Source organism: Sporosarcina sp. SAFN-015, from assembly GCF_059415085.1.
Map to the genome: position 1 here is coordinate 47,894 of NZ_JBPFDR010000003.1, position 19,390 is coordinate 67,283.

At 40.8% G+C, this 19,390-nt stretch carries 16 protein-coding genes and 1 pseudogene; 4 read left to right on the forward strand and 13 right to left on the reverse strand.

Going from position 1 to position 19,390, the window contains the following annotated elements:
• Nucleotides 1-21: 21 nt before the first annotated feature.
• The 3 genes from plsY (at nucleotide 22) to ACR65H_RS06020 (ending at nucleotide 2,587) form a co-directional block, all read left to right on the forward strand.
• Nucleotides 22-624 (forward strand): glycerol-3-phosphate 1-O-acyltransferase PlsY, encoded by a 603-nt coding sequence (gene plsY, locus ACR65H_RS06010; protein WP_440499263.1) that lies wholly within the window; start codon nucleotides 22-24, stop codon nucleotides 622-624.
• Between the two features lie 35 nt (nucleotides 625-659).
• Nucleotides 660-953 carry a HesB/YadR/YfhF family protein gene (locus tag ACR65H_RS06015; RefSeq protein WP_440499264.1) on the forward strand — a complete coding sequence of 98 codons (294 nt, stop codon included), beginning with the start codon at nucleotides 660-662 and terminating at the stop codon, nucleotides 951-953.
• Between the two features lie 233 nt (nucleotides 954-1,186).
• Entirely contained in the window at nucleotides 1,187-2,587 is a 1,401-nt protein-coding gene (locus ACR65H_RS06020) for a C40 family peptidase (RefSeq protein WP_440499265.1), read from the forward strand.
• 51 nt (nucleotides 2,588-2,638) lie between these two features.
• Here the strand turns inward: ACR65H_RS06020 and ACR65H_RS06025 are convergent, their stop codons facing one another.
• The 4 genes from ACR65H_RS06025 to ACR65H_RS06040 all read right to left on the reverse strand — a co-directional run bounded on the left by ACR65H_RS06025 (nucleotide 2,639) and on the right by ACR65H_RS06040 (nucleotide 7,389).
• On the reverse strand, nucleotides 2,639-4,021 hold the full coding sequence (locus ACR65H_RS06025) for a UDP-N-acetylmuramoyl-tripeptide--D-alanyl-D-alanine ligase (RefSeq protein ID WP_440499266.1): 1,383 nt from the start codon (nucleotides 4,019-4,021) through the stop codon (nucleotides 2,639-2,641).
• Nucleotides 4,022-4,050: 29 nt separating this feature from the next.
• A complete protein-coding gene (locus tag ACR65H_RS06030; protein WP_440499267.1) occupies nucleotides 4,051-5,343 on the reverse strand; it encodes a YheC/YheD family protein in 1,293 nt (430 codons plus the stop codon).
• Between the two features lie 74 nt (nucleotides 5,344-5,417).
• The gene (locus tag ACR65H_RS06035; protein ID WP_440499268.1) at nucleotides 5,418-5,861 is read right to left on the reverse strand and encodes a hypothetical protein; all 444 of its coding nucleotides are present in this window, start codon (nucleotides 5,859-5,861) and stop codon (nucleotides 5,418-5,420) included.
• Between the two features lie 112 nt (nucleotides 5,862-5,973).
• Nucleotides 5,974-7,389: a Mur ligase family protein gene (locus tag ACR65H_RS06040; RefSeq protein ID WP_440499645.1), complete on the reverse strand. Its 1,416-nt coding sequence runs from the start codon at nucleotides 7,387-7,389 to the stop codon at nucleotides 5,974-5,976.
• Between the two features lie 175 nt (nucleotides 7,390-7,564).
• Between ACR65H_RS06040 and ACR65H_RS06045 the strand changes: the two genes are divergently transcribed.
• The gene (locus ACR65H_RS06045) at nucleotides 7,565-8,782 is read left to right on the forward strand and encodes an ATP-grasp domain-containing protein (RefSeq protein ID WP_440499269.1); all 1,218 of its coding nucleotides are present in this window, start codon (nucleotides 7,565-7,567) and stop codon (nucleotides 8,780-8,782) included.
• Between the two features lie 39 nt (nucleotides 8,783-8,821).
• Here the strand turns inward: ACR65H_RS06045 and ACR65H_RS06050 are convergent, their stop codons facing one another.
• The 9 genes and pseudogenes from ACR65H_RS06050 to ACR65H_RS06090 form a co-directional block, all read right to left on the reverse strand.
• A complete protein-coding gene (locus ACR65H_RS06050) occupies nucleotides 8,822-10,987 on the reverse strand; it encodes a YheC/YheD family protein (protein ID WP_440499270.1) in 2,166 nt (721 codons plus the stop codon).
• A 104-nt stretch (nucleotides 10,988-11,091) separates the two neighbouring features.
• Nucleotides 11,092-11,499, reverse strand: coding sequence for a CotY/CotZ family spore coat protein (locus ACR65H_RS06055; RefSeq protein ID WP_440499271.1), 408 nt, complete (start codon nucleotides 11,497-11,499; stop codon nucleotides 11,092-11,094).
• A gap of 25 nt (nucleotides 11,500-11,524) precedes the next feature.
• Nucleotides 11,525-12,745: an ATP-grasp domain-containing protein gene (locus ACR65H_RS06060; protein WP_440499272.1), complete on the reverse strand. Its 1,221-nt coding sequence runs from the start codon at nucleotides 12,743-12,745 to the stop codon at nucleotides 11,525-11,527.
• A 66-nt stretch (nucleotides 12,746-12,811) separates the two neighbouring features.
• A complete protein-coding gene (locus ACR65H_RS06065) occupies nucleotides 12,812-13,129 on the reverse strand; it encodes a hypothetical protein (protein WP_440499273.1) in 318 nt (105 codons plus the stop codon).
• A complete protein-coding gene (locus tag ACR65H_RS06070) occupies nucleotides 13,129-13,554 on the reverse strand; it encodes an acyl-CoA thioesterase (RefSeq protein ID WP_440499646.1) in 426 nt (141 codons plus the stop codon). Before ACR65H_RS06070 ends, ACR65H_RS06065 begins: the two co-directional genes overlap by 1 nt.
• 94 nt (nucleotides 13,555-13,648) lie before the next feature.
• Nucleotides 13,649-14,278: a DUF2441 domain-containing protein gene (locus tag ACR65H_RS06075; RefSeq protein WP_440499647.1), complete on the reverse strand. Its 630-nt coding sequence runs from the start codon at nucleotides 14,276-14,278 to the stop codon at nucleotides 13,649-13,651.
• A pseudogene (locus ACR65H_RS06080) lies at nucleotides 14,276-15,106 on the reverse strand (alpha/beta fold hydrolase); the annotation flags it as partial. The gene ACR65H_RS06075 and the pseudogene ACR65H_RS06080, both read right to left, overlap by 3 nt.
• Before the next feature lie 109 nt (nucleotides 15,107-15,215).
• Nucleotides 15,216-16,427: a threonine--tRNA ligase gene (thrS, locus tag ACR65H_RS06085; RefSeq protein ID WP_440499274.1), complete on the reverse strand. Its 1,212-nt coding sequence runs from the start codon at nucleotides 16,425-16,427 to the stop codon at nucleotides 15,216-15,218.
• Between the two features lie 587 nt (nucleotides 16,428-17,014).
• A complete protein-coding gene (locus ACR65H_RS06090) occupies nucleotides 17,015-19,246 on the reverse strand; it encodes a PepSY1/2 domain-containing protein (protein WP_440499275.1) in 2,232 nt (743 codons plus the stop codon).
• Between the last annotated feature and the right edge of the window lie 144 nt (nucleotides 19,247-19,390).

Here is a 19,390-nt window from a genome sequence, read left to right on the forward strand (position 1 = left end):
ATTATAATAAAGGGGAGCGCCATGGAAATTATCATTCTTATATTAATCGCTTATTTACTCGGATCAATCCCATCTGCATTATGGGTCGGTAAACTGTTTTATGGAACCGATGTACGGCAGCATGGAAGCGGAAATCTCGGTGCCACGAACACTTTCAGGGTGTTAGGAAAAACAGCAGGTCTGATCGTTACTGTGCTCGATATTTTAAAAGGAACTGCTGCCGTGCTACTTCCCCTCTTGCCATACTTCAGTTCGGCAGAAATCCATCCACTTCTACTTGGTGTATGCGCAGTGATTGGCCATATGTTCCCTATCTTTGCGAAGTTCAAAGGCGGTAAAGCGGTTGCCACTTCGGGTGGTGTGTTGCTCGGATATAATTGGCCAATTTTTATTATCGTCCTGCTGACATTTCTCCTTGCTTTAAAACTCACGAAGATGGTATCCCTATCGTCTATGATCGTGGCAGTTGTTGGATTCATTTACTGCATTGCCTACTATGTATGGACAGGAGATATTTATCTAATGATCATCGTCGGGCTGATGGGTGTCTTCATTTTCTATCGGCATAGGGCGAATATTGCTAGGATCAAAGCTGGAACCGAGCCAAAAGTGAAGTGGTTGTAATACAATGGAAGCAACAACCGAAAGGCGTGATAAATATGAAAATCGTTTTATCGGATGATGCACTAAAATGGTTTACAGAAGAGATGGAAGCCGAAGCTGGTGATTATATTAAGTTTTTCGCCAGATACGGCGGGTCTAGTCCGCTGCATGATGGTTTCTCGCTCGGCATTATGAAAGAGTCGCCGGACGAAGTAGCGGTCGAGACAGAAATAGCAGGTGTTCATTTTTATATTGAAAATAGGGATTACTGGTTTTTCGATGAACATGACTTGCACGTAACTGTAAACCAGAAATTGAATGAACTTGTTTATACGTATGAAAAAGCGTGATGGCTCAGCCATCCGCTTTTTTTACGTCTAACCTTAAGCTTTGTGCTATTGTTGTTCCGTTATTTTCCTTTATAACGCTGTAATCTATTTGTAAAAAAGTCCAATAAATATAATGCTGGCTTGTAGTCCAGCATTGTAACATTCGAAGAGGCAAATATTCCCTCCATATCCCCTCTTTATTCCGTGATACTATCAATCTCAGGTAAGGCATTACTATTATTCGGAGGTAAATTATGAAACATAAACTTTTTTCAGCAGCATTACTCACATGTGTCACTGTCAGTTCTGTGGCAGTTCCATCATTCAGTCAACCGGAAGTAGTCTCTGCAGCTACGGTTACATCTCAGGCATCCCAGCAAGCAGTTGCTGCGAAGGCGGACCAATTAATTCAGACAGCTAAAAGCTTGATCGGTAAATCTACTTACAGCACGGAGGTGTACAAGCCTACATATCCGTATAAGTTTTCATGCGCGACTTTCCTTATGTACATTTTCGAGAAAAATGGCGTGGACCTAGCTACATACAATGAAGACTTCATGATGCAGCAAGGCACTTCGGTTGCAAAAGGACAATGGCAAAAAGGGGATCTACTCTTCTTCAGTAGTAAAGCATCGAAGATTCCAGATCACGTCGCCATGTATATCGGTGATAATAAAGTGATCCATATGGCGGATCCAAAACAGCATATTATCATTTCTGACCTAAGTGACAAACCATACTATACAGAGAGCTATATTGGTGCACGACGTGTGCTTCCTACTCTCATGTCGGCCAACCCGGCAACGAAGGGCGACAAAATCGTTGAACTCGCTTATGACATGAAAGATGAAGCGGTCATTGGGTCTGTCAATAATGAAAGTACAAAGAAATTTACGAGCACAGGATTCGTCAACTATATCTATAAAAACAATGGTGTCACATTGAATGCGTCCAACTTGAAAGATCTAAAAGCCAAGGGGGCGACAGTTTCCCGTTCCAACTTGAAGAAGGGTGATCTTGTCTACTTCGGCAGCTCGAAAGGCTCGACTATCCCATCGATAGTTGCTATTTATGCTGGTGATCATCGTTTGATCATTCCTACTACTGGCAAAGTCATTAGCCGGGTTGAATTTGTAGACTACTATAATGATCGATACATTACGGCAAAAAGGGTCTTCACGGACAATACGGCTTCTACTCCGTCTGTTTCCAAACCGTCAAATACAACGACTATGCCAACTGTGTCTAAACCGTCAAGCACGACTTCAACATCAGCTGCCGATAAAGTCGTCAATTTCGCAAACAGCCTAAAGACTAAAGCGAAATTCGGTTATGGATACAATGAAAACACTTTGACATTTACAGGTGCCGGCTTTACGTATTATGTATATACTAAGCAAGGAATCGATTTAAAAAGCAAGTTGGCAAGTCAGCAAGCACAAGCTGGAACAGCTGTTTCAAAATCTAATCTTCAAAAAGGAGATCTTCTCTTTTTCTCGTTAGATAATAAAAGAACAAAAATAAACCAGACAGGCATTTATATTGGTGGCAATCAATTTTTAAGCCTTTCCACTTCTGGCAAAGTAGTACAACAGAGCCTATCTTCCACATGGGCAACGCAGAACTTTGTGAAAGCGCGCCGAGTTTTAAATTAATATTAGAAAAGAAGCATCATAACGCTATGTCGTTAGATGCTTCTTTTTCATTTATCGCTTCAATGACTTTGCAAATTCAATCATGCCACGGCTAGACATTGGCCCTTTGATCAGCACAAGAGATTCGTCATCGAATAAATGATCCAATCGATTTCCGATTTTCTCTACCTTATCGAAAATCCTTATGTTTGCTGTACTACCGTCCCGCATCGCTTGCCTCGCTATTTCCTCTGCCTTCTTACCGATTGTAATGAGTGTATGGATGTTCCGTTCGGCAACTAAGCTTCCGATCTCTCGATGATATTTCTTTTCGAAATTCCCGAGCCTATTGATATCACCTAATATTAGGATGACCTTCTTCCCTTTCCCGATCGAATCAATCACCCTGAGTGCAGCTTCCACTGATGTTGGATTATTCGTCCACGTATCATCAATGACAGTGCAGCCGTTCTTCCCTTTCGAGAATTCCAAATGCCTGCCCATGTTTTGATATGTTCTCAGCCGTTGAATCGCAATTTTTAAATCCACTCCCATTTCGTGAACCGCAGCGAACGCCGCAAGTGCATTGCTTACTTGGTGCTCACCGTAGCCTGGAACAAAAGCGTTATATTCTTTGTCATTCGTATGGAGAATGAAGTCCATCCCGCCATCCCCATATGCGATTCGGGAAGCCCTGAAATCAGCTTTTTCATCAGGGCCAAAGTAAATTATTTTTCCCCGGAACCCATATATCTTCAACTTTTTACTGTTCTGGTCATCTGCATTTAATATGAGTGTGCCGCCATCCTTAATGCCTTCGATGATTTCTCCTTTGGCCTTTATATACCCTTCAAGATTTCCACACCCGTCCAAATGATGTACACCGATGTTCATAATGATTCCTATTGTCGGTTGATAAATCATGCATTGGTGTTTTATATTTCCTGAATTGCCGAGGCCATGTTCGAAAACAGCCGCTTTCGTATGTTCGTCAATTCCCATCAAGTATGGAAATGAACGTCTAGGTTCGTTTTTACTGCTGAGTGATGCATGGACATTCCACATGCCAGAGAGCATATGTTTGATCATATCTTTTGTTGTCGTTTTCCCACAAGTTCCCGTTATCGTTACAACCGGTATGTGAAACAGATTCCGATAGTAATCGATGAACTTCCAATAGCTTTGCACAAGGCTTGTCACTTGCATGACTGTCGTATTTGGCAACACGTCTTTCAATTCAATTGAGGACTTATCCGTGATGACAAGGGAAGGGCCTTTTTTATCGATCGCTACCCAGTTAATCTCATCCCCCTTGCTTGCAAAAAGAAGGGAATTTCGTTTCGTATGATCATGGCGCTTATAATAGATGGCATCTTCCACTTTCCAATTTACAGGTCCGGTAATGATTTTTCCTCCGAGTACTTTCCTGATGTCGTTGACAGCTATCGGCTTCATTGCATTTCCTCCCTTCCATTGAATTTCGATCAGTCACTCTTTTTATGTTTCCTTATATAGTAAGAAACCTTTTCATGGATTTCATTGTTGCCAAACATGTAAAGCATAGATAGAGAAGGAGCATAATTCCCTTCAATCACCCATACCGCCCCTTTGCTATCGATTCCAATGTCAAATCCGATAATCGAAAGTCCTCGATTATTTTTACAAAGGCTTTTAGACGCCCTTTTGCAAACTGTTTCAATCCATTTAGCACATCGTTCAACTGAAATATCACTTTCCACTTTGGATAATGCATTTTCTAATGTTAGCAATTTACTTGCCCGGTTTGAGACAAAATAATCTTTCGCCGCCACTTTCACAACCGTCCCTGAAACAATCCATTTGCCTTCATCGAATTGAGTGATGACCCGCACATCAAATGGATTTCCATTGATTTCTGTAAGCGAAATGCGCTGTTGAACAATATAATCTTTTTTTGATAGATATAGTTCATATATATATTTGTAAAGTTGATCAAAATCATCTTTGAATGTTTTGTTTTGCTTCTCATGCACCTCGAAAGTCATATCTTCTGTTATCGATAATTTTACGATTCCTCTCCCTTGTTGCCCTACACATGGCTTGATGATCACCTCTGGGTAGGTGTTCAAATAGAAAAGCAATGTCTGTTTTGTGCATAGTTCAGTAGCTGGCAAGAATGGTCGTAAAGACTTTTTTTGATGAAGTGAATGGTATTGACTCCATTTACTATTGCGTTCATGTAAAACTGCATCAGTAAGCCAAAACTTTTCGGCTCCATATTTAGCAATTTCTACAACGATTGTTTGGCAGCTTGAATAAGCTGCGCCTAAACGTTTTGCTGTATTTAGCAAGAAATTATTTAACTTCCATTTGAAAAACAGTGAATCTTGAACGCAGTTATCATTTACAGAAGTACTATGGACGATTTTCCAGACGGCTTCAGGGGATTTTCTGTGAAGGGTGAAACGGCATAGGCAGAGAGTGGAAGGATTCATTGGGATAGCTTGAATAATGTAAAATTTTTTTATGCAAACTTGTTCGCGTAAATAATCGTATATTTCCTCTTTGTTACTAAAACGTAAAACTTGATCTCCTGTTTTCAATTCAATCGCATCAGTTACTGAAATGAGGACTTCTTGCGCCCCTATTATCGGTTTGATAATGAAGTAATTGTGAGTGGCGAGAAAACTGTAGAACACCTCTTCAGAAAATAGCTTTGTTTCCAACAGATGCATTGATAAATTAGATTCTGATTCCAACACTTCTTGTTGACCATAACGACCCCGAATCCCCTTCACAGACTACCCTCCTTTTACGTTTATCTGAAAGAGCTGGAACCCCCGACCGAGATCGGGAGTCCAAGGATTATCAATCAATCATCATTGCAGCCGAGTGCCATTATTGAACCTTGTGCAACCGGAGCTGCACCATTTTGATTGAAGAAACCAGTTATGACGAAACTTTGTACGATGTCTACGTTCGCCGAGGCGACTTGGTCTCTGAATTCAGCTGTGAATGGAAACTGTACACCGTTAATAAGTCCCGTTCCGGTGACGGTCACTTCACAGTTTTGACCTTCTCTGTCACAATCTACGGAAGTGATTGAATTAGCCTTAAACGTGAAGCTGTTCACACCTCCCATCGTTTCAGTGTCAACGAACTCTAAGGACAATGTTGACGATTCAAGTCTCGTTGCACATACGTTCGCCATGTACGTCAAATTCCCTTTTACAGTGCCCATTTGTCCATTGAAACGAACATTATTCCTTCTCGAGACCGCGTTGACTATTACACCACAAGGACATTCCATACCCATAATGCTATCCCTCCTTTCTATTTGAACTACTTCTACTATATTGATAAATGAAAGGAGACGGCTTGGTGTTTGTCCCAAATCGGGTAGTTAAAATATTTTCGAATAGATCGATTCAAGTAGATGGCCTATCAATTTTCCTATCCGCCCGCATATTCTTTTTTCTTAATAGGGTAGAGAGTTTTTTAATTGCTTCACTGAACATATCACCCTTAACGAGCACAAGTGAATCCTCTGTTGCCGCTTTTTTTAATAATTCAAATGCGAGAATATGATTATTGAATGAATGGACTTCCATTGCGACTCCCTTTTTAGAGACGGTATCTGCCATTATTTTTGCATGCTTACCAATAGTAAGAAGCATATCGATTTTGCTTTCTGCGATAATTTCGCCTGCTCTTTCATGAATCGCATATCCCCAAGAACCAAGGTCGGTTATTGTTCCAATGACAGCAATTTTCTTTTTAGAGGGTTCTACTGCCTGCAACACATTTAATGCCGCCTGCAATGAAGTCGTAGTAATGCTCCATGTATCATCGATGATCGTTGCACCATTAATCCCATCCACTAGCTGCAATTGTTTATTGAGCGTCTGAAAAGTCCTCATCCGGACCGCGATTTCGGCAAGCCCCATGCCTATTTGGTGGGCTGATGCAATGGCCGCCAGTGCATTGTAAATCTGGTGTTCACCGAGACCTGGCACGAGCATTCTGTATTTCTTTTGCAGATGTTCGAGCGTCATATACATGCCTTCGGATGAAAAGCATACATCACTTGCTTTGAAATCGCATTTAGAATGGATGCCGATTGTTATAATCTTTCCATTGAAGCTTTTCAAATCTAATTTCTTCGTATTTCGATCATCCGCATTAATAATGAGAGTTCCATCTGGTTGTAGGGCGTTGCACATTTCTCCTTTTGCAGCGATATAGCCTTCTAAGGTTTTACAGTAATTAAGGTGATGTTCGCCGATGTTTGTGATAATCCCGATTGTCGGTTTCAAATAGGCTGCTGCATTTGTAATATCCCCCGGTGCGCCGACCGCCGTTTCAAACACAGCTGCTTCTGTCGTGTCATCCATTCCGAGCAAATAGGACAAATGTGCGGTGCGTGAATTATTTGTACTGTTTGTATGAGCGACTTTACGACTAAAAGATAATAGATGCCGAATCATTTCCTTTGTCGTCGTTTTCCCGGAAGTCCCTGTTACGGCGATGACAGGTATATTGATAGAGGCTCGGTAGTTGTTGATGAACTTCCAATAAGATTCTTCTAGATTTTCAACTTTAATGACTGTTACATCCTCGGTTCTTCCGCTTACTTCCAAATCCCGGTCTGTCACGATTGCTATCGGATAAAAAGGCTGCAGCCTTTCCCATCTGACAATTTTTCTACTCAAAAATAATATCGTATGGGTATGCCTTACTTGTTTTAATCGGTAAGCTCCGTGTTGTATAAGCAGATCATCTCTTCCGTGCATCAATTTACCACTTATGATTTTGCGGATATATCCTGTCGTGAGAGGTTTCATGTAGTTCACTCCCTTCCCCCTTTTCTATTGTATGCCCCTCCTATTGAAGAGCCTGTACGAAAAACCTGCGTATAAGAAATCGACGATAGTTACTGACCTATAGATGTATAACCATGTACATAAACTATTCGGTCATAACCTATATAGAGTTGTCTTATATGAAGGAGTGGACTTGTTGAAAACGATCATCTTTATTGGTACAAATAAATCGGGTTCGAGTAGAGAAGCAATCAGGGCTGCCGAACGTCTCGGCTATTATACAGTGCTATTTACAAATAATGAAAAGCAAATTAAGCAACGAAATGAATATGTAGACGTCCATGAAATGATATTCGTCGACACGACTAATCTGGCTGCGATGCAAAAAGAGATCCGTTCTTTAAAAACTAAAGGAAATGAGATTATGACGATCGCCAGTTTTGTCGATTCGAATGTTGGTCGTGCTTTGAAACTATGTGAGGAGTTCTGTCCGAACGGTACATCTTCAAAAGCGGTAGACATTATGGAAAACAAAGCAGGGACAAGGGCTTCATTAAGCGGGCTGCCCTATTCACCTAAACATATAACAATAACCCCTAACGCGACGTTGGATCCAGCATTATTAGAAACCTTGCCTGATTTCCCCTTAATAGTGAAATCAGCTTCATCAACGGGGTCAAAAGATGTTTTACAAGCTGCCGACTTGGAGCAGCTGAAGCGTCACATTCGAAAATTGAAAGAAAAGGATCCATTGGAATCGATTATTATAGAGGAATTCGTCGAGGGAGATCAATATCTAGTAGAAGCAATTGTCCATGAAAAGAAAATTCATATTGCAGGTGTCATTCAACAGGAAATCACGTATGGCAAGCGTTTTATCGTAACTGGGTATGGCGTATTTGCGATTGTGCCGAAGCCATTAAACGATAGCATTATGAAAGTGCTTGAATCCATCGTCGAGCAATTTGACATCCGAAATGGAGCGATGCATGTTGAAATGCGATTGACGGAAAATGGATGGCGTCTTATAGAAATCAATCCAAGGATTTCAGGCGGGGCAATGAACAATATGTTGAAAGCTGCTTTCGGTTTCGACTTAGTCGAAGAAACGTTAAAATTATATTTAGGAGAAAAACCTTCATTAATCCAAAAGCATCGATATTTTGTATTCACTCAGTATGTCATTATCGATCAAAAAGGGATTTTGGAAAAAGTGACTGGTAAAAAAAGGGCAAGAAATTCCCCTGGTGTCGTGGAAGTTTATGTGAAGCCGAAAAAAGGGACACAACTCATGCCGCCACTGTCAATGGGTCACCGATACGCATACGTAATTGCTAAGGGTGGAACGATGGAAACTGCAAAAGCATTGGCGAAAAAGGCTGCTGAACAAATAAAATTTCACTTACAACAATAGAAGAAAGGACTCCTGCAAAAACGGAGTCCTTTCTTTCGTTCAACTATAGTTTTGATCGATGAATTTCACGGTTTCAAACATATTTGTTTTACTGGCTCCTTTAATAAGGATAGTATCATCTTTTTCAATCAGTTTTGACAGCAAGGCATGCAGCTTCTCGCGATCCGTGAAATGAAAAATCTTATCTGCAGCCATTCCTCTTTTTAAAGCTTGGGCACCGATTTCCTCCGTACGGAAACCGTAAGTGATTAACACATCAATCCCCTGCTGCTTAATATATTCTCCGAGTTTCCGATATTCCTTTTCCCGTATATCACCAAGTTCCCTCATTTGGCCAATGATGGCGATCTTTCTATGTTTCGCAAGATTGACAAGTACGTCGATTGCTGCTCGGACCCCTTCTGGATGGGAGTGGACGGTGTCGTCAATCATGGTAATATTATCTTTGCAATTATAGATTGTTAATCGGCGTGGCGGTTTTTTGAAAATGAGACCTGTTTTAATTTCCATTGGTGAAAATCCTAATTGGTCCGCTATCGCAATTGCTGATAATGCGTTATACACATGATGTTCACCGAAAATTGGGATGAACAACTCTACTTCCTCATTGCGAAGCTTCAATTTAAAGCTCATGCCTTGGTCCGTGTATTGGACATCATATGCACGATAATCCGCTTGCCTTTGAATACCGATCGTAATAGTCTTTCCTTTGAAATTCTGGGTTTCCAAAAATCGTGAATTGTCGTTGTCACGATTGAGGCAGAGCACTCCATATTGATCCATTCCATGAATTAATTCGGACTTTGCTTTTGCAACTCCCCTTGGATCTCCGTTGAAGTTTCCGACATGCGCCAATCCAACATTCGTCACTATCGACATATTGGGCTGGATGATCCGGCAATGCTCGGTAATAACACCCGGATAGGCCATGCCGTATTCTAAGACAACTGCCTGATGGGAGGAATTGATCTCTGCAGCATGCTTTTTCGTATGTTCCGTCGTATTCCAATAATCTTTCGATTCGAAGACATTCCATTTCTTTGATAGGATGGATGATAGGAATGCTTTCGTCGTTGTTTTTCCCGCGCTTCCGGTAATGGCGATGATTGGCGTTTCTATAGCTTTGGCAGCTTTTTTCTGCTTTGCTTCCTTGATTTTCAGCTGGATCGCTTTTTGGTTTTTAGCCAAATACATAGCATACTTAATTGTGTTTTTGACAACGTCCAACTCCAAATAAAATGCCGGTGGACAGCCCGGACGCCAGTTCACTTCATAGATCCATAGCTTCCGTTGTTCATCCATACCGACGTCGACTCCTATTTCATCGATCATTTCACCGAATTTCTCCATTTGCAATTCATCCAAGTGCTTTGCTAACGATAATGAAAAGAACTCCAGTTTCTTTCGAATGTTGAATGCCTCGTCTTTGAATTCATGCTCCAAAAAAGGATCTAAATAGTTCGTGTAGCCGCCACTATTGATGTTCGCAATAATGGAACCTTGAGGTGCGATCCGTGGATAAATTGTTGTAATGACCCATTCGCCATTGCCATCTTTTTGAACATGTAGTCTGAAGTCAAAAACTTGCCCTGTCTTCGTCACCGATTGAATGTACGGTTGGACGATGAATGTCTCTTTCGATAATTTCTGTTTGATGAATCCATTTAATTGTGATTTTCCGTACGTCCTGTTCGTACCTTCTCCTTTGACAGTGAAACGTCCTCCTTCTTGCACAATAAAAAAAATCCCTTTTCCTTTCCGTCCATCGATCGGTTTGAATACTACTTTTTCAAAGGCGGTTATAAATTTGAAAAAATGATCAGCATTCTTCACGACTTCAGTAGGTATTAAATAGCTAGCAAAATCTTTTGCTTCTTTCAATCGGCGGCTGACACTCCATTTATTGCCGATAGAATATGTTGTAAAAGGTATTTCTTTTCTCAATTTATCGATTATCTCTTTCGACTTCGATAATTTCTCTGGACTCCCCGCATTGTAAATGACATTAGGAAATGGCATGACTTTCGATTTCCATTCACCTTTTTCGTACACTTGTCCCTTGATTGTACGATTCAAAAAGTTCACTTCCCCGGGCGAGAAATAGTAAAATGTCGCTCCTTCCGCTTGCGCTACCGATGCAAATGCATATGCTTTCATGACCGTTTCCGGATCCTTCCGATGATGCAGCATGCCTATAATCGTCATTAAAATCCCCCTTTACTCGTATTGACGGTTCTCTCTAGTACATTCATGCGCATATGAAGTGATAAGGACAAGAGCTTACATGTGATAGATTTTGTTTTCCTATACTAGGATTTCGACTCGATAATCGGCAATGGACGATCTACAAGTTCGTGAGATAGCGGGATGATTTCTCTGAAGCTGCAAAGTTTTACGAAGATGAAATCGGAAGTTTTTTTAAACGCATAGAGATGCTCTTCAGTAAGAGGAGGGTGACCTTTCAAATCGACTGGTTGGAGTAACGATAATTGCGCAATGCAAGTTTCTACAATAATTTTTTCCAATCTAAAATAGGGCGTGTTGTATCCGTTCGTCATTGCGGTGAAAGGGGTGGATTGCTTCGTGTGCAGCATGAAGGGGATTGTGTCTTTCGATTCAGACATATAAATGAAACGAAATCCTTTGCCGAATTCCGCAAGTGATTGTTGCTCTTTCCATAAATCTTTCATCTCTTCGCATAAGTTGCACCGTTTCAACTGAACCCCTCCTTTTTTCCATCCTTTAAAAAGGTTCCAAATAGAATTTGATTAACTTGACCGCGTGTTCTGCTCGTTCCTTTGCCACTTCTGAAGACTCGCCAACCGCCATCACATAACCATATCGATTTCCCATTGACAATGGCGGCATTAAGCTTGAACCAATCGACGGTTTCACTTGGACATCTACAATTCCCGTGCATAGAGCGGCATGTTCGACTCCATCAATCGCTAATAAATATCCTGTACTGTTGACCGTTATATAAGTGGTGTGGACAGACATCTGTTTCCTTCTTATTAAATTCGGCTCTTCCCCAACATAAAGTTGGATCGTTTCTTGAACGAGATTTATACGAAAAGCTTCTTCAATCATGCGATTCATCGCACCGCCTGAAATTCGGGGATTCAGTTCTATCAGTTTCCAACCATCTTGAGAAAGACGCATCTCAAAATGGCATGCCCCATGATGAAGGCCTACTTCTTGAACAATGCTATTGACCGTCCTCCATAAACATCTATAATCCGCTTCATCCATCGTCGTAACAACATCGTACGCAGTGACAATAAATGAGTAATTATGACTGATCTCCTGCTGAATAATGGCAACGATAATCGGAGTAGCTTTTACGACGACGACTTCGATAATATATTGAGGTCCTTCTATGAATTCTTCAGCAAGAAGCTGCCTGCCTGGTAATCGATTTGTTAGTCTCTTTACAGCTAGTTCATAACTCTTTTCATTTTCAATGAAATAAACATCTTTTGACCCGTTAGAAAACGGATTTTTTATAATGAAAGGATATTTCATAGTAGGTCGTTTAGTTTTTTCTGTAGAGATTATTTCAAAATGGCATGAGGCGCGATTGTTTTTCAATGCAAGACGAGTCGTCATTTTATCCTCCATTAACTGCAATGCCCTATAGGAAATGGCAGAACCACAAAATTCATTGGAAAGTTTCGCAGCCGTGGAAACATATGGGTCTACAAAGCTGATGATTGCTTTAATGTCGAGACCTGAATGTATGATTTCGACAATGCGCTTCCGAACTATATCTTCTTCCAATGTTTGCATATAGATGAGTTGAACGTCTTCAAGCTGTCTTCGTAAAAATGATTTTCGGTTCGTTATCAAAATCACCGCATGCCCTAACCGACCAGCAGCCTCTAATGCGTCCATGCTCGAACCTGTTGTAGATGATCCGATAAACACAATTGCCCCCATTATTTCATCCTTCCATGAAGACAATCCTCTTCTTTCAATTGTATGCGAATATACAATCATGCTTTAGGCAAATAAAATAAGCATGAAGGGCTATCCCTCATGCTCATCCAATAGGTTGAATCGATTTATTTGCTCCATCAAACCAGCATCAAGCAATGCTTGCAACTCTGTTTTGCCGAAAAGATCGAAGTGAGGATAATCTTCACGATGGTCAATCCATTCAGGCTTCAACCCGTATCTTTTTCCCCATTCGATTAATTTAGCAAGATCTGTACAACCCGCCTTCGTTACCGTTTTACAGCCCGGGAAACGATCATCGAGCCAATAGTGGGTGAGAAAAGCGATTTCTCCAGCTAGGACCGCTTCTTTCCACGCTTTCAATTCGGCGCGATTAATACCGAACGCCATCAGTCTGTCACCCGGCAGATTTCCATATATTTGGCATCCCATTCAGGATCGATTTTCCGCAATGAAACCGGTCTAAAACTGTCCTTTTTCACTAAAATATGTTCGGAAGTGGCGGTTGCCGCGACGGTCCCATCCTCATGAAGGATTTCGTAGCCGTATACAGTCCGTAGTTTCCCATGGGACTCTACCCAAGTACGAACGGTTGCTTTTTGCCCATATCTCATGGCCGCCTTATATTGAATGGATAAGTCAATAACAGGGGAAAGATATCCTTCGGCCTCGAGACCGGCGTATGTAAAGCCTAGATCTTGAATAAGGCTCGTTCGGCCAATTTCCATCCATACTAAGTAATTGGCATGATAGACAACGCCCATCTGGTCCGTCTCCGCATAACGGATCTCCACTTCTTTTTCGCTGACAAACACTGACACTTTCATCACCTCTGTTGACCATTATACAAAAGAGGAAGGAATATTGCTGTTTGTGTAACTTGATACGGATAAAAGTAATAATAGATCTTTATGAAAAATCATCAATGATTTCTACAACCTCAATTTCCCCATTAATCAATAGCTCGGGAAGTTCACTAATCACATTGCCCTTCCAATATTCTTTTGCTTGGGCAATTTTTCGAGCGAAAGGCACGCCATCTTCTTTTGGCAGAAGGTTGGCATCCCCTTCAAAGCAACTTCCTTTCACTCGCAATTTAACAATCTGTAAAACGTTTCGATTATAGGAGTCGAACAATTCTTTCCACTTTAATGCGTCAGCGTATGTTTTGGCAGCGTATAAGCACGATAATCTGGAAGGATAATGGGGATACTCTTGTAATCTCACCATTTCTGTTATTACTTCTCTAATGGCTCTGATCGTTTGGCCCGTATATCTGCTAACCACTTCGGCATCTGCCTTATTCAAATGTAAGCCGTCACTTGTATAGTGACCTTGTAAGATCTGTAAAGCGTCCTCTCCTTGAGAATTCACTAGTTCCTTTTCAAAAAAGAAGCGATACAATGTGTTGTGTTGATCATACTCAAAGTTGATGATCTGTCCAAGTTCCAATATCTTATTCGTGACGAGATGGTATGCAAATAGTTCATCTTTTCCCTCTGACTGTCCCGATGCAGTAACGCTCTCTAGACTATTCAAAGTTCTTTTTACAAAAAGATTAAATTCTTCCTCTTCCTCAAAAAAAGGATAATGATTGCTATGTAAAAACGAGGTGAATTGAGCATTTGGAAGGCACTCTGCTATTTCAACACCGAATTTATGCGGGCATTGGGCATCGTATTTACCTGCGTATATGTAAGCCGGCAAGTTGATTTGCTTCAAATCTTCCCTGACATCATACGTCTTGCAGTCCACTTTTCGGAAATACGTCAATCGATCCCCGACTGTTTTGCCACTATTCGGCTTCTGAAAAGCCGACTCCATTTTCTCCTCATAATGAAAAGACATCAAATTCCATTCACGGCCTAAAGCTCGTCTTTCCTCCAATGCTACATCCGGAGTATCCAGTCGATTCATTATGTCAACGATGCGTTCGAAGTTCGGATTTTCCCTGCAATAAATACTGCCTGGATCCGCACTATATTCAACGCTTGCCGCAGCTCCGCCAGCGATGATTTTCGTTAAAGAATCTTCTCTCATGACAGCATACACAAGAGCTAACATGCCTCCTGTCGAATGTCCCGCAAATCCCCATTTCGGTAATTGGAGTGCTTCCCGTATCGCTTCCAAATCCAATACGGATTCTTTCATACTATATTGCTCTTCTGATTGTGCTCCAATCGATTTACCCGCTCCACGCAAATTGATAAGATAGACATGATAATGATCCGTAAATGGATTCGCGAACGCATTTCCCCGTTCATCGTATTCGCTGTATAGATGAGTGACGGCTAATGGCTCGCCTTCCCCTTTTTCAAAAATTTCAAAAGTCCCTCGTACTGTTTCAACAAAACGTTGTACCCACATATTAAAGCCCCCATAATTCTATATTTTCTAACTATAGTTAATTATAGCTCTATCGATTTTGAAATGAAACATAGAATGGACTAAGCTGTTCATTTGCCTAGTCCTTGTTTTATAAAGTCAACGCATCAGTTTTTTTCAGTACATCAAACACTTCCTCTACGTTCAATTGCCCGATATCCCCTTCTTTCCGTTTCCGGACGGAAACCATTTGCTTTTCAACCTCCTGATCACCAACGATCATCATATACGGAACTTTCTGCTTCTCTGATTCTCTAATTTTCAACCCCATTTTTTCAGCACGATCATCCACTTTCACACGGTATCCCTTTACCACAAGCTCTTTCCTCACTTCTTCAGCGTAAGATACATGCTTATCGGCAATCGGAATGATCCTTACTTGTTCAGGTGCAAGCCACAATGGAAATTCTCCTGCATAATGCTCAACGAGAATGGCAAGGAATCTCTCAACTGAACCGAAAATAGCTCGATGGATAATGATCGGAAACTCAAGTTCATTCTCTTCATTAATGTATCGGCAATTGAATTTCTCGGGCATTTGGAAATCCAGTTGAACTGTGCCGCATTGCCAGCTTCGTCCTAGCGAATCCAAAATGTGAAAATCAATTTTCGGACCATAAAATGCGCCGTCCCCTTCATTAATGCGGTAGGCCATTCCTCTTTGCTTCAACACCTCTTCCAATGACTGTTCCGCTTCATTCCACAAATCGACGGACCCCATATAATTTTCGGGCCTAGTCGATAATTCAACTTCATAACTGAAACCGAATTCCGAATAAATATCGTCAATCAAATCCAATACATGATCGACTTCCCGCTCAATTTGATCTTTCCGTACGAATAGATGCGCATCATCCTGTGTAAATGCACGAACACGCAATAGTCCATTTAATGAGCCGGATAATTCATGACGATGGACTAAACCTAATTCCGCATAACGGATCGGCAACTCCCGGTAACTTCTCCGTTTATGATTGAATATGAGCATCGCCCCAGGGCAATTCATCGGTTTCAATGCATATTGCTGTTCATCCACATCGGAAAAGTACATATTTTCATGATAGTGATCCCAATGTCCGGATTGCTCCCAAAGCTCCTGCTTCATCATAATCGGCGTCTTAATCTCCTCATACCCCGCCTCCTGATGCTTCCGTTTCCAGAACTGTTCCAACTCATTTCGTACAATCATTCCTTTCGGCAAATAAAACGGCATGCCTGGCGCTTCCTCTGACGACATGAACAATTCAAGCTCCTGGCCTAATTTACGATGATTCCTTTTTTCGATATCCATTTGTATTGACATTGTTATTCCTCCTATGTTGTGTATATAAAATAAAAAACCGCATTCCTCCCTAGTTAAGGGACGAATGCGGTCGTGGTACCACCCTGATTCCGCCGTGTTTAAAAAAACGTGGCGCTCAATTGGTAACGGTCTCCCGATCATAGTTTCCTGCAAAGTGCAGTCCCCTATGATAGCTTAAAGGTGGTAAATCATTTTTCCGCTACAGAACTTCCAGCCAAGGTCCTGTTCTCTGGTAAAGCTTCCTAAATGATTCATGTCCTTCTCAACGCTTCGTATGAAATTAAAAAAGACCGCATTCTTCCCCTGTAAAGGGACGAATGCGGTCGTGGTGCCACCCTGATTTCGCCATACTTAAAAAGCATGACGCTTCAAATGATAACGGTCTCCCGATCATAGTTTCCTGCTAAACAGTCCTCCATGATAGCTCGAAGGTGGTAAACCCTCTTTTCCGCTACAGGACTTCCAGCCATGGTCCTGGTCTCTGGTTAAGCTTCCAAAAAGATTCATATCCTTCTCAACGCTTAATTATTGATAATTAATTGTATTGTATTATATGGGACGTTTTTATTAATGTCAATAGAGATTACTTAATAACGCAGACCTCTCCCGCTTTCAGCGATTGCATGTGCTAGTCGTATCGTCGACACCGCCAACTCCGCATATGTCACTTCGCGATCTGGATTAAATTGGTTTTGCTCCGCTTTTACTAAGCCAATGGAGTTTGCCATAGCTACATAACCAATGTTCGGAGATTGCAACTTATTGGCATCTTCAAAATCTACCTTATAGATGCTGCTATCCTTTGCTGCCTGCTCTAAACCTAGTACACGGATCATCCATACCGAAAGTTCTTCTCTTGTAATCGGCGAATCGATATCAAAGTTCTGACGATCCGCTTTAAGAATACCCAATTCAACCGCACGTTCAATTTCCTGATATAACGGATGTTTAGGATCTATATTTTCAAACGTCTGGTTCATGTTTTGCTGTCCAGGGTAATAACCGCCACGGTAGAAATAAGTAAGTGAGCTCATAATGACTTTCAATGCTTCCCCTTTTGAAATGGCAGCATCAGGATTAAAGCTCTTCTCTTCTTTTACATCCAACACCTTGGCTTTAATAAGATAATTTAGCTCTTCTTCTGCCCAAGGATGTGAAATGGTAATTGAATCTTTGCCGCTAAAGAGGTTATTCCATTCCCCTGTATGCGCATTTACATAACCATATGGTTCCTCGTTAAATACAGGCACGTAGACGAGATCATAATGATTTTCCTTTACATTTTTAGCATGTTTCATATACGTAAGATCAAGGTCAAGTGCCTCTTCAAAAATTGACTTTACATCCTCCATGGAAATCACGTTATCGCTCGATGGCCAGTTTTCTATTTCTTGATAATCAACATTCAGGCTATTTAAAGAACCGTCAGCCGCTATTCCTACACTGAGCTGATCGCCATTGACGATAATGCCATTTTTAATTCTTGGGAATGTGAAGTGATACGAACCTAATCGTTCGTCGAAATAAGGTTCTCCTACAGGCATTGCATAGTTATGCAGATTTGAAGGGACCCATTCTTTCAGAAACTTCACTGCTTGGCTGAGTGCCTCTTGTTGTGAAATGGCGTTTTCTTTTTTAGAATCCTCTTCAAACTCCGAGAGTAGGTGATCTCTCATATTATGAAAATTGACAATTTCGCCTGTACTTTTATTGATTTCTAAACTTGATCCACTTCCGCCAGTTCTGTACCGATACATATAATGCACAGAAATAACCGGCAATCCATTATAGTTCTCTATTTCCTGAATGGACTCGATATTTAATTTTATTTTATCAGAATCAATCGCAAGAAATTGTTCCGCAATCTGTTTCGCTTCTTCTACAGTAATGCCGTCCTGTCTTGATGGAAGAGGATCTGTTGTAACCATTTCAATTTTTGTATCCCCCGGAACATCCGATGTGTATCCGTTTGCAGTCATCCACTTCCCTGTAGACGCCTCAATGCCTTGGAATTTTGCAGTTGGACGGTAGACCAGCTCTACAGTACGGTCGCCCGTTTGATAATCATAGTTAACTTGATAATTCAAATCAACGGATAGATTTTCTGTTACTTTCTTTACCATTTCATTTTTATCTTTTATGTTTGTGATGTCTTCATAGGTGGACTGTGTAGACTGTGGGGACATCTTATAAAAACTAACGATTTCACCGTTGCCTAGAACAGATACTTCCATTCTTTGATCAGCAATGGAGACTTTGTTTACTGTACGCGCAAAAGTAAATGAATAACGAATCGGCTCGGTTAAAATCTGTTGAGGATAGTAGTTGAAAGTGTTCGTTTCGAGTTGATAGTCTTTACCATCTAGAAATTCTTTCATAAAATCTTCCGCTATTTTCTTTGCTTCGTCTTTTGAAACTTTAGGCGGGAACAAAGCATCAGTCACATTAGGTGGTTGATAGGAAAAATTCTCAATCTGCAGTTCCTCACCAACAAAACCTATATTACCGTAAATCTGCTTCCCATTAATGGTCTTTGTAAAAACTAAATCATGTCGCACTGTTTCATCTTCCGGAAAAATATGCGCCCTGCTTACATGAAAATCATTAGCCGTCAAAAAGTCAAATTGATTCGGGAATATTTCCCTAAACTTTTTGATCAACTCATCTTTCGAGATTACTACATCTGTAGTAGCGACTTGAATCCGTACTTTTTCTGGTTGTCCATTCTCTGTAGTTGTAGCATCCGCAAGTGATGAAAACATACCAATAGACAAAATAGATGAAGTTAGAATTATACCTGCTTTTTTAAACTTCGCCAAAATACCCCTCCTAAGTTCATTTCCCTTTGTAATTTATATCTCTCTCTTATAAATTACAAAGTCTATATTTTTTCAATAATTATGTATATTGTAACTTTTTAATACTATTATGTAAAGTAAAATTTTGTATATTTTGGTGAGACA